The organism is Bythopirellula polymerisocia, assembly GCF_007860015.1.
GTDB classification, from domain to species: Bacteria; Planctomycetota; Planctomycetia; order Pirellulales; family Lacipirellulaceae; genus Bythopirellula; species Bythopirellula polymerisocia.
The window spans coordinates 180663-193408 of sequence record NZ_SJPS01000007.1 but is presented as its reverse complement, the minus strand read 5'-3'; the positions used below and the strand labels follow the sequence as shown (position 1 = coordinate 193408).

General features: G+C 51.8%; 5 protein-coding genes. 4 read left to right on the top strand and 1 reads right to left on the bottom strand.

What is annotated here, in order from left to right; translation table 11 throughout:
* Nucleotides 1-33: 33 nt before the first annotated feature.
* The 4 genes from Pla144_RS19885 to Pla144_RS19870 all read left to right on the top strand — a co-directional run bounded on the left by Pla144_RS19885 (nucleotide 34) and on the right by Pla144_RS19870 (nucleotide 10991).
* Nucleotides 34-4806, top strand: a complete 4773-nt coding sequence (locus Pla144_RS19885) for a beta strand repeat-containing protein (protein ID WP_197530844.1) — start codon at nucleotides 34-36, stop codon at nucleotides 4804-4806.
* Nucleotides 4807-4932: 126 nt separating this feature from the next.
* Complete coding sequence (locus Pla144_RS19880; protein ID WP_146452460.1) at nucleotides 4933-7866, top strand: glycosyl hydrolase; 2934 nt, start codon at nucleotides 4933-4935, stop codon at nucleotides 7864-7866.
* Nucleotides 7863-9320, top strand: coding sequence for a sulfatase-like hydrolase/transferase (locus tag Pla144_RS19875; RefSeq protein WP_146452459.1), 1458 nt, complete (start codon nucleotides 7863-7865; stop codon nucleotides 9318-9320). Before Pla144_RS19880 ends, Pla144_RS19875 begins: the two co-directional genes overlap by 4 nt.
* 117 nt (nucleotides 9321-9437) lie before the next feature.
* Nucleotides 9438-10991: a sulfatase family protein gene (locus Pla144_RS19870; protein WP_146452458.1), complete on the top strand. Its 1554-nt coding sequence runs from the start codon at nucleotides 9438-9440 to the stop codon at nucleotides 10989-10991.
* Nucleotides 10992-11019: 28 nt separating this feature from the next.
* Here Pla144_RS19870 and Pla144_RS19865 read toward each other — a convergent pair whose 3' ends face one another.
* Nucleotides 11020-12531, bottom strand: coding sequence for a sulfatase (locus Pla144_RS19865; RefSeq protein ID WP_146452457.1), 1512 nt, complete (start codon nucleotides 12529-12531; stop codon nucleotides 11020-11022).
* Nucleotides 12532-12746: the final 215 nt, after the last annotated feature.

The following is a 12746-nucleotide window of genomic DNA, read 5'->3' as shown; positions in this document are numbered from 1 at the left end:
AGGTTTACTTTACTTTTCATGAGGGGAACAATTATGTTAACACGCTTTAGAGTTTTCAGCGCACTTGTTATTTTTGGCGCGGGTGCATTGCTTCACTCCGTTTCTCCCGCACAGGCGGAGACCATTGTGACTGGCGATGTCACAACGAGTTTGCTGGGCAGTTTCTTTGTCGATGATGCGGCAACTGGCGGTACAGACGTAACTACCACTAATCCGAATTCGCGTACGATTGGACCTCGGTTTTGGGATCTGAATAGCAACGGCGTAATCGATGATGTCGGTACCGCTGGAATGCTCACGATCAATGGATTTGGCTTCGCGAGTAACGCGTCGGCAGCCAATAACACTGCAACCTCAATTGATTTGGAGTTTGTGTACCTCGGCCAGGACCAGGTCGTCGGCTTCGACGATGTGACACTAGGCACTCGCACTGTCGGATACACCTACTCTGGTGCCGGCCAGTATTTTGTGAATTTCGATACCCCGATTTCGTCTATGATCGACGGGCTGGGGCAAACGTTTAATGTGATCGTCAGCGTCAACGACTCCTTGGGAAATATTCTTTTTAAGTCAGCAGCTCTGCAATTCGAGACCTTTAATGGACCGAAGTTGAGCGTCTCGGGCTCGTTCGTTCCTTCGGGGCCAATTCCTGCGGAGTGGGCCATCGACGCTTCTGGCAACTGGAATCTGGGAACCAACTGGACCAGCAATCCGGAGGTACCAGGTGTGGCGGGCTTGGTCGGCGGTAGCGCCGTCTTGGGCAGTTCGATTACCGCTCCAAGAACGATCACACTCAATGTGAACGCAGATGTCGGTTCGCTAACTTTTAACAATGCAAACTCCTACACCGTGGCCGCTGGTGCGGGCACACTTACCCTGTCAGGCGCGGCGAATGTTATCGCCTCGAGTGGGTCACACGAAATCTCTGCCACGATTGCGGGCTCCGCAGGTCTTAATAGGACCGGTAACGGTATTTTGACTCTATCGGGGACGAACACCTATACGGGTACCACCAGCCTCACGGCGGGGACGACTGTAGTCAATGCCAACGCTAATCTGGGCAACGCGGCCAATGGTCTTGAGTTCAATGGCGGTACTATGCAAGTGGATGGGACAACATTCAACACGCTTTCGCGTTCCGTTACCATGACGGGAAGCGGCACACTCAATGTGGATAATGCCGCAAATTTAGTGAATGTGACCGGTGCAGTCACGGGCACCGGCAACCTCGTCAAAGCTGGTGAGGGTAGTGCACAGCTTTCCAACGCAGCTAGCTTTGACGGTGGCATCACAGTCAATGACGGTACGCTTGTGGTCAAGAGCAATAGTGGACTTGGCACGACTACTGGCAGCACTCAGCTTGGCACGGCCGGAGGAACCATCGTACTGGATGGTTCGGGCGGCAATCTGACCATCGCAGAGAACTTTGATGACGGCCTCAATACGCGCACCGGAAGTACAGCCCATATTCGCAGCATTGCTGGTAGTAATACCCTCACTGGTCTGTTGGACTTGAATGGCAACGGCAACGGCACGCTTGAGAATACTGCCAACGGAACGACCCTGAACATCAACAATACGGCTGGCACTCCTGCCGTTCTAACGGACAACGGCAACGAAACTGGCACGTATGTCTTTCAAGGGACAGGCAACTTCAAAATTGGCAACGCGGCCACACCAGGAAGCGGCAAGATCACAGGTGACAACGTCAATGTGGTGGTCAATCTGACCGACCCGACGGACACGGTAACCATTGCAACTGCTGCGAACTCGAGTGACATTTCAATTACCGGAAGTTATTGGGGCGGCACGACGACGGTTCAATCAGGCACTTTGAGAGTCGAAGCTGGACCTGGCAATACGGGTGAACTTCAAAGCCCGGTCATCAGTGTAAGAAGCGGTTCCACTTTTGATGTCACTAATTTCGGTGATTACAGTCTCCAAGTCGGCCAGACTATTGGTGGTGCAGGCACGATCAATGGCAGTACAATTAGCTACTTCGACGACTCGTTTTTGAGACCAGGAGACAGCGTGGGCACGATGACCATTAATGGCACGCTTGACATGGACACATTTAATGACGCCTCTACTGGCGCTCTTGAGTTTGAACTTAGCAACTCGCTCACTCCTGGCGGCTCCATCAACGACCTCATTGTGGTCAACGGGAGCGTAACTATTGATAAAATCACCGCGAGTAATAAGTTTGGCTTAAACATTATACCCGTGGGTGGCTTGGCTACAGGTACTTACACTCTGATCGATGCGACGACTCTTTCTGGAGCTGCGACAGGATCCGACTTTGTTGTTAATCTTGTCGACTCCCTGGGAAATCCCATCACTAACACTCGATTTACAAGTCTTGATGCAGATGTCGACCAAGTTGCTGATGAGTTACAGTTAGTCGTAAACGGTTCGGCTGCCAACCAAACTTGGACCGGGTCCACCAGCTCTGCTTGGAATTTGAATAGCAGTCCGAACTGGTCGGGTACGGGGAATCTTTTCTTTAACCTCGACCATGTCACTTTCCCAAATACAGCCACGAACTATACGGTTGACGTTACGAGCACAGTTTACCCTGCTTCGATGACATTCACCAATACGAGCAACACTTACACTTTGACCGGCAGTGGCATCTCAGGAAGCGGGGCGATGAATCTTGCATCCGGGGCCAATGTTGTGCTGACCAATGCCACGAATACATTTACCTACACCGGCGGAACAAACATTGCCGCGGGTGCCACACTCACCCTAGGGGATGGGGCGACCAACAGTGGTAGTCTTCCCGGAGGCTCTAGTGTTGCGAATGAAGGTACACTGGCGTTTAACCGCACTGGATATGCATTTGTTACTCAAGCAGTTTCTGGGTCGGGTATGGTGAGGGTCGACAGCGGCTACATTGATTTTTCAGCTACTAACAGCTACAGCGGCGGATCGACCATTAATGGCGGCACTATGCGGCTGCGGAATCCCTCGGCCGCAGGCACTGGGAATATTACTGTTAACAATGGTGCCGCGGTAGAGACGGGGTACTTCAACAAACAGCAATTCAGCAAGTTGGTGACGCTTAATGACGGTTCGGTTCTAAGTGTGACAAATCCCACCGACAGCAATGTATCGGCAGCGAACAGCGGCCAGTTAGACTGGATGAGTCCGATCACGTTGGGTGGCACCGGTGGAAGGGTGGACACCAACGCAGGCGACGGAATTGTTCCTGGTATGACAGTACTCGGTGGCATCAGCGGTACGGGTGATCTCACTCTAAGTGCTGAATCCAGCCGGTTGCTGGTGGTGAATAGTCCCATCTCGCACTCTGGCAACACCGCAATCGCCGGTGGCGGGAAGGTGGCTCTGCAGTCCAGCACTTCGATTAGCTCACCAGTGATCGATCTGACGCAGTACTCAACACTTGATGTGACTGGCACGAATAGCGGTACACTGGGGCTCTCTGGTCAATTTCTGAGCGCTGCGGGAACTGTGTCTGGCAATGTTAGCACTGCCAGTAATTCCACAATTCGTGTGGGTGGTGTTGCTGTGGGGACCCCCTATGTCATCGCCGGTCTTGAACTCGATTACGATGCGGCCCAAGACATCGATAGAAACCGCACGTGGTCTGATATTGAGCCGAACGCAGGGACTGTGGACCTCAATTTCTCCACTGGTAATAACGCTACCGTGGCCGTTAGCGACCCCACCTTTACGGCCTTGACCGCCGCCTTCGACATCAGCACCAGTGGTGGCGCCTTGTCTCCTGGGGCGAGTAATGGTTATTTCGACACTCGTGGTCAGAGCAATGGCACCTTTGAGTTGGTGTTCAATGTAACCAACACTTCGGCAGGAAACGAGCAAGTCTTGTTGGACATCGGTGCAGCCACAGGTCTTTCGGTGGTGCTCAACGGCAACATTCTCTCCGCCGGAGTTAAAGGCACTGCGTCGCCAACTACCATCGGGTACTCCACCGCTCCGCTTTCGACCGGTTGGCACCACGCAGTGGTTGTTGTCGGCGATACGGATCCAAACGGAGGCAGCGACGATGAGTTTACTTTCTACCTCGACAACGCCGTTGTAGGCACTTCCAGCACGGTTGCCATCGACGACTACGCAGGGGGCAACCAGTGGGGGATCGGTGGCGCTGGTACTGGAGTGAAAGACCCCACCGATGGCACGAATCAAAACCTTTCAAGTCCAATCGATTTCCAAGGCCAGATCGCCATCGCTCGCTATTATCAGGCGGCGTTTGACTCCAGCGATGTCAACACCAACTACCTGTCGTTGCAGGGAGTGCCGATTGTTGGTGTCGACACCTTTACTGTGGACGGCAATCTGACGCTCGACGGTTCGTCGACTTTGGAGCTCGACATTTTCGATGCAGCCTTCGGCAACGATTTGCTGTCAGTCACTGGCAGCCTGGCTGCTGCCGGCACACTCGATATCAGTCTGGCTGGTACAGTAGGTCTGGGCGACTCGTTCGATATTCTCGACTTCGCCTCTGCCAGCGGAAGCTTCAGCACAATCAATCTCCCGAGCCTCGGTGGCGGGTTGTCCTGGAACACTTCTGATTTATTGACCACGGGAATGCTGAGTGTTGTCTCAGGTGGCCTTCCTGGCGATTTCGACAACGACGGTGATGTTGATGGGCGAGACTTCTTGGTCTGGCAGCGAAATCCTGGCATCGGCAACCTGACTGACTGGCAGGCCAACTACGGTACACCGCTAGTGGCCGCTTCGAACGCTGTGCCTGAGCCCACTTCGTTGGTGTTGTTGCTGGTGAGTGGTTTGGGGCTCGCGCAACGTCGTCGCAAAACTTGAGTGATCAGTCACAGGCCTTTGAAGATTGGCTGTGGGTGTGCTGATTCGCGCGCCCGCAGCTGTTTATAAGTATTTACAAATTCGTAAAGTTGCTTGGTATTCAATAGAGACGAGAGGTAAGTTCAGTTGATCAATTCTCTAACCTATATTTGTAGTCACCGACTTTTTCGCGGTACGTTTCTATTGGCTGCTTCATGGTTTTTGTTTGCCTCGCTGGTGCATTCCCAAGACACCAAGCGCGGTATTGCAGGAGGAACCATTGCCAATGCCAATGCGCTCAATTCTCGGTGGTACTACCATTGGAGCAACAACCCACCCGCAGAAGTGACCAACGGCAGCTTTAACGGCCAATATACCCCGATGATTTGGAGTGCCAACACGACTAACATCCAGTCCAGGGTTAACAATATCCTGAGCTACGCGGATTCGCTCAATGTCGAATACGTTCTGGGGTTCAACGAACCAGAACGCCCCGATCAAGCCAATATGTCCGTTAGCAACGCTATCAACGTCTGGGATATCATGGATGACCAACTTGCGGGGGCAGGACTCAAGCTCGTGAGTCCTGCGGTCTCGGACAATTTAGAAGGTAGGGAGTGGCTCGCCGATTTCATGTCACAAGCGGCTTCGATGAACTTGACGATTGATGCCTTGGCATTTCACTGGTATGGCACTGTAAACATCGCCAACCCCACTGCGTCGGCGAATAACTTTCTCAACCGAGTCGATTCCTATCACAACACTTATGGACTACCCGTGTGGATTACCGAATTTGCTGGCATGGACTTTGGTACCGATTCCTACACGAGCGAAGAATTGATCAACTTTAATGCGGCATTCCTAGATATTGTGGTTCCTGCGCTCGAGAGTCGCAGCTACGTCGAGCGTTATTCCTGGTGGCAATACGGTCAGCAAGATAACGGTGAGCAAGATGATACAAAACTGATTAATCAAACCGGCGGTGTTTGGACTCCAACGGTCATTGGTGATCAGTACATTCCCAGCTATGCAAGCGGAGAAACGTTTGATATTGGCGGGATTGCCTACGGAAAAGATACGGTCTATCTGAAGGGTGGCACCGTTACCAATAGTGGCGCTGCCATTAGTCCTGCCGTGGGATCTATCAATGCCTTGCAGGGGACCAGCACGATGAGCGGTTCCGCTGATTGGGGCGCAAAAGGTGGACGTGTCGTCGTGGCTGCTGGGGCAAGTTTACAAAAAATTGGAAATAACACCGTTCACTTCTCGGGCACGAATGTTACCAACGAAGGAACATTCAACGTCACTGAGGGTACCCTTCAAGTCGAGGCAGCCGCCATCTCGGGAGCTGGCAATTTGCAACTAAGTGCGGGAGGAAAGCTCTCTATGGGGACCACTCCAGATCGTTCCGGCGTTTCCATCAATCAAAGTCTCAAGTTACAGGGTGGCACGATTGAAGTGAATACGATCACGGACGGGGCGCATTTCATAACTGGAAACACTACTCTCGAAAATACCACGACATTCACTGGTGACGGCACATTATATATCACTGGCCCGATCACTTCACCTGGAGGAGGGGGAGGGGGTGGCCTCATCAAAAGTGGTAGCGGCACGCTAATTCTTCAAAACAATAGTACCTTTCAGGGGGACACTGTTATTCAAGAAGGCACACTACAAATAGGTAGTGGTGGTACTTTCCTCTTGCAGGGGAATTTTACCAACTCGGGATCCTTGGTTATTCTCGGAGGGAACAGCCTAAACGAGATAGAGTCTTTGCCATCGATTGTTTCCACGGGACTGAATCTCAACTTCGAAGCCGCTCAAGATCTCTCCGGGGACGCAGTGTGGATCGACTCGGTGAACGCTCAGAGCCTCAGCTTTGCGGGGGGCAATGCCTCCACTACACCGGTCAACAATCCGCTGGTCCCCGGTATCACGGCGGCCTATCACATCCCCACTACCGGAGGGGCATCGGGACTCGGTCTCAATAGCGGCTATTTTGAGAATAATGGACCTCGGAGCGTCCAGGATGCCACCTTTGAAGTCTGGTTCAATGTCGAGAATATTGCCGGCGGAAGTGACCAGGTATTGTTCGAAGCAGGTGGAACTGACCTCGGGGTTTCATTCCAACTGAACAACGCCGATCTCAGCTTCAATGTCAATGGAGTTGGGGCTGGTAGTACGACTTTCTCCTTGAGCAAAAATGTGGGAACAGGCTGGCACCAGGCGGTTGGCATTATCGACCTAGAAAGCGCAAGTGACTCTATTACTCTGTATGTGGACAATGCGTTCGCTGGCACTATGAATGGTCTTACCATCGACGACTGGTCAGGGGGCAACATCTCCGGGATTGGCTCAGTAGCAGGTTCATTGGGTGCCGGCGGAACGCCTATCGCCTATCACGATAACCTGGCTATCGTTCGTTACTACCAGAACAAAGTGTTTGACGAGAATGATGTCTCCCAGAATTATAACGCAATTGTGAGTTCGGGGGTTGTACTGCCGACCACCATGCACATTGATGGCAATTTCACGCAGGAATCAGACGGCACTCTCGAACTTGATTTACTCAGCACATCTATGCACAGTTATCTTTCGTTGACTGGATCTGCGACGCTCTCTGGCATCCTCAATGTTAACGAGATAGCTGGTTTTGCTCCTTCGGCGGGGGAAACATTTACGATTCTCACTGCGGACAATGGGATTAACGGCGAGTTCGACACAGTCAATCTCCCCTCGCTGAGCGGATTGCAATGGGGCGTGGATTACTCCGCGACCGAGGTGAAATTGAGCATTATCTTTGGCGCGGACTTTGATGACAGCGGAACCGTCGATGGCCGAGATTTTCTGGTTTGGCAGCGTGGCTTCGGACTTAGCGGCCAACTCGACAATACGAGTGGCGATGCAGATGGAAACGGCGTCGTCGACGGAAACGATCTGAAAATCTGGCAAGCTCAGTATGGCACCAGCCCTGGAACGCTTCTTAGCGCTACATCGACTGTACCCGAGCCCACTTCGCTATTGATAACAATGGCGATCCTCTTGGGCCATTTCTGCAAACGTTACCGAGACGCATGAGATCAGCTCAAAGACTACTGCATTGCTTTGTGCTGACGTATGCTGCCGTTTGGGTAATTTCAGCATCGGCAGTCCAGCGACCCAACACATTGCTGATTTTGGCAGACGACATGGGCTACGGCGACATGAGTTGCTTGGGGAGCGAGACGGTCAGTACGCCCCATCTGGATGCACTAGTGGAGGAGGGTGTCTTATGCACGCAGGCTTACGTTGCTAGCTCCGTCTGCTCGCCTTCACGTGCAGGACTAATAACCGGCCGTGATCCTCGACGATTTGGCTACGAAGGAAACTTGAACTCTGAGGCAGAAACTTATGCCTCTCGTCCAGAACTCCTGGGACTACCTGTCCAAGAGCACACTCTGGCTGACCATCTGAAACCGCTCGGTTACGCAACCGCTCTTGTGGGCAAATGGCATCTTGGTGACGGAGAGCGATTTCATCCCAACCGTCGTGGATTCGACTACTTCTGCGGAATGCTGAATGGAGGGCACGACTATTTTCCTCAGGCTGATAAAAACCATTTGGAGCGCAATGGTCAGCCGATTCATTCCTTTTCCAGTCCTTATCTCACTGATTTTTTCACTGACGAAGCCGTGCGTTGGATTTCTGAAACTACGAAAAGAACATCCGACAAAGCTTGGTTTCTCTATCTCTCATACAACGCGCCCCATACCCCCATGCAAGCCACTGAGGAAGATTTAGCAGCTTGTAGGCACGTAAAGAATCCTGAACGTCGAACTTACGCGGCAATGATGCGTGCTCTGGATCGCGGCATAGGACGAGTGATCCAATCTCTGCAGGACACCGGCCAGCGAGAAAACACTCTCATCGTTTTCCTTTCCGATAATGGCGGGGCCACCAACAACGCTAGCTGGAACGGCCCACTCTCGGGTGCCAAAGGTTCACTCCGCGAAGGCGGAGTAAGGGTACCCATGATTTTGAGTTGGCCTGGGCAATTTGCTCCCAAACAACTCGGCGCAGAAGTCGTATCAAGTTTGGACCTGCTCCCTACATTTTTGGCTGCTGCCGGGGGAGCCCCGCTTGCTCTTGCCGACGCCCCTACTTATCACGACAGACATAATGAAGCTCGAGAGATCAAAAAATATGGAGAGTATGATGGTATCAATCTTCTGCCGATGCTACGTGGCCAGCAAGAAATTCAATCTCGCAAGCTATTCTGGCGTTTACAAGGTCAGGCAGCCATCCGCAGTGGCGACCTGAAATTGATTCGCTTGTCGCATCGACCGGCACAGCTTTTTCAGATGGCAGATGATATTGGGGAGCAAAATGATTTAGCGCCTGACGCTTCAGACGACCTGAATGGCCTCTTTACTGAGCTCGCCGAATGGGAGGCGATGCTACCCACCGTTCCAATTTGGGATTCATCGCCTCGCTGGTGTGGAGACAGTGCCAAGATCTATGACACTTGGATGCCTCGTGAAGAGCCAAGATGAATTGCCTGTGGTTTTGTTTTTTTTGAAATGGGCTTCTTATCCATGATTTTATGAAATAATACTGTGTCCCATACAAGTGGTCTGGTTGTTTTATACGAACTTTTTTTGAGCTTTATAATGACTATGCGATTCGTCTATTTGCCATTGGTGCTTGTTCTGCACTTAGCCTCTATGACCTTAGAAGGAATTGCGGAGACAAATTCTTCTCCCAATATTGTCCTTATCTATGGGGATGACATCGGATACGGAGACCTTGGATGCTACGGTGCGGAAAACATTCCGACACCAAATATTGATCAACTCGCAAAGGAGGGACTTCGCTTCACGTCCGGGTATTGCACTTCGGCGACTTGCACTCCTAGTCGCTACAGTCTCCTTACGGGTGAATACGCATGGCGGAAACCGGGAACAGGAATCGCTCCCCCGAATGGCTCTGCCCTTATCGAGCCAGGTAGAGTCACGCTCCCCTCTCTTTTGAAGCAGGCAGGCTACAGGACCGGCATCGTCGGAAAATGGCATCTGGGTCTTGGCAATCCACCTAAGCCCAACTGGTCGGGGACGATCAAACCAGGTCCCTTAGAAATCGGCTTTGACTACTGCTTCCTGATGCCCACGACTAACGACCGCGTGCCATGTGTTTACGTGGAAGATCACCACATTGTCGGCCTCGACCCGGGCGACCCTGTGGACGTGTTCGACGAGAACCCTGATGGCCAATCTACGGGGATTACGGATCGCGATAAGCTCAAGATGAATTGGTCGCACGACCACAACAATTCAATCGTCAACGGTATTAGCCGCATCGGGTTCATGGTTGGAGGACATGATGCCCGCTGGATCGATGAAGAGATGGCCGATGTATTCACAACTAAGGCTACCGAATACATACAACGCAACTCCGATCACCCATTTTTTCTCTTCTTCTCCTCCCAGGATATTCACGTCCCTCGAGCGCCCAACGCACGTTTTGTTGGTTCGACTCCTTACGGCGCTCGTGGAGATGCCGTTGTCGAATTCGACGCTTGTGTAGGAGCGATCATGCAGGCCCTTCAAGTCGCAGGAGTAGCCGAAAACACGCTAGTGATTATAACCAGCGACAACGGTCCAGTACTTGACGACGGCTATCAAGACGATGCGGTTACGAAGCTAGGCGAGCACAAACCGGCCGGGCCATACCGTGGCGGAAAATATAGCAACTTTGAAGGTGGCACCCGTGTTCCGCTTATTGTCTATTGGCCTGAAAAAGTAGATGCGGGGGTTTCAGATGCAATAATCTCGCAGGTTGACTTCCCAGCCACATTCGCTGCTGTTGGAGGGGCGACCATTGACCTTCCAGAAGGTTCAATCCCCGATAGCCTCGATCTTTCAGCGGCACTCTTGGGTAAATCTTCCACCGGTCGCGAAACCCTGGTTGAACACGCAGGTTCACTTTCCCTACGAAAGGGAGCTTGGAAGTATATCAAACCATCCCAGGGCCCCGCTCTCAATCGTAAAACGAATACAGAACTGGGAAACAGCCGAATGCCGCAACTCTACAAGCTCGACGAGGATCCTGGTGAAACGAAAAACCTAGCGAGCGAATTTCCTGCCAAAGTCAAAGAACTTCAAAAGTCACTGGCGGAAATTCGCCACTCACAACCCGTACACTCAACGACTCCTGCGCCCAACTAAAACAATTCTGGACCAGAGTTGGGGGGAATCATTCCTCTGCAGGAGCTTCTTTATTTGCAGTGTAAAGAGGATTGTCTCCTGGCATGGTTGCCTTAACGGTTTCTCGCCAGCGAACGAGTTCCGCATGGAGTGCTTTCGCAACTTCAGGTTTGCTACCTATCAGGTTGTGTCTTTCACCAATATCACTATCAAGATCGTAGAGCTCAAGGCGTTGGTTTTGATACCACTCGATCAGCTTCCACTTGCCTTTACGGATAGCCCCACCAGGTTTGCCCCCCTGATTGCTGTAATGGGGATAATGCCAGTAGAGAGCACGATCCTCTTGAAAGCGATCTCCTTCTAGCAATGGGACTAAGCTAATACCGTCCAGTGGATGATTTTCTTCGCCAGCGACTCCAGCGATTTCTCTGAATGTGGGAAACAAGTCGTCACTTAGGATTGGTATGTCGCACACTGTGCCCGGTTCAGTCACCCCGGGCCACTTTACGAGCCATGGCACACGGATGCCTCCTTCATAAAGCCAACCCTTTCCCGCGCGCAAGGGACGATTGCTGGTCGGCGAACCCTCGGCGGTACTTAGGCCTCCGTTGTCGGACGTAAAAAGTACGACCGTGTTATCTTCAAGGCCTAGATCGTTGAGGGCGGTCAGCACCTTTCCCACGGCTTGATCCATACCCTCTACCATAGCGGCGTAGACGGGTTGATTCTGGACAATGCGATTCTGATTCTCACCCTCTGGCGAAAATTCTGTGTCGGCCAGGTCAAGCTTCGCCGCTCTTGCTCGATACTTTTCTTTAAGGTCCTTCCGGCCTTGTTGGGGATTGTGCACCGAGTAAAAAGACAACATCAAGAGAAATGGAGTGTCTCCACAATTCTCTAGAAAGCTCACCGATTCGGTAGCCAGACGATCAGGCAAGTGTTCCCCCTTGGGCCCATCCGTGAGTTTAGGGTTGTTGTAAGGTGAAAAATATCCTCCCGGCGGAGAACCCTTTTCATGCCCCCCTAAGTTGAAATCGTAACCTTGATTCTCTGGGTAAAACCCAACATCTCCCAAGTGCCATTTGCCCGCAAAGAAAGTTGAGTATCCCTGCTGTTTCAACGCTTCGGCTACAGTCAGTTCTTCAAGCGGCAAATACTCCAAATAACTCGCAGGCAACAAGGGACGATTCTTGAATTTGATCAATAAAGAACTACCCAGGGCCTGCTCGGGCTGCGGTCCCCCAAACCACTCTGTCGTATGGAGGCGGGCCGGGTTTCTGCCGGTTTGGATACTTGCTCTAGTCGGAGAGCAGACCGGACAAGCTGCATAGCCATTCGTAAATTTGACCGCTTCTGTGGCCAATGCATCAATATGGTGAGTTTCGTAGAAGGAACTACCGTAGCAGCCCAAATCACTCCAGCCTAAATCATCGACCAAGAAGACCACAAAGTTGGGATGAGATGCTGCATGACCGAAGTTTTGTTGAACAACCAAGCTGAGCAAAGTTACCCAAAATTGGGAAGAGAATAGAATCCTGTATGTTATTCTGAAGCGTTTCATCTCTTACGGTTCTTCAAGTGTTTTGGTTGATGCTAAGGCTTCAGATTGTCAATCCGAAAGAAGTAATATTGTCCCGCTGGGAGAACGCGGCGACTTGAGAAATCTGGATCGTTCCATCAATTTTTCCTATAGGTGCCGATCCTTCGACGCGGATCCATTTGGTCCATCGGGAGGAACATTTTGTCGAATTGAGCTTCAAGTGAATCACTGACTAG

Bases quoted from the DNA above. Each gene is read 5' to 3' on its own strand.
- Pla144_RS19885 (WP_197530844.1), top strand. From the start codon at position 34: ATGTTAACACGCTTTAGAGTTTTCAGCGCACTTGTTATTTTTGGCGCG.
- Pla144_RS19875 (WP_146452459.1), top strand. From the start codon at position 7,863: ATGAGATCAGCTCAAAGACTACTGCATTGCTTTGTGCTGACGTATGCT.
- Pla144_RS19870 (WP_146452458.1), top strand. From the start codon at position 9,438: ATGACTATGCGATTCGTCTATTTGCCATTGGTGCTTGTTCTGCACTTA.
- Pla144_RS19865 (WP_146452457.1), bottom strand. From the start codon at position 12,531: ATGAAACGCTTCAGAATAACATACAGGATTCTATTCTCTTCCCAATTT.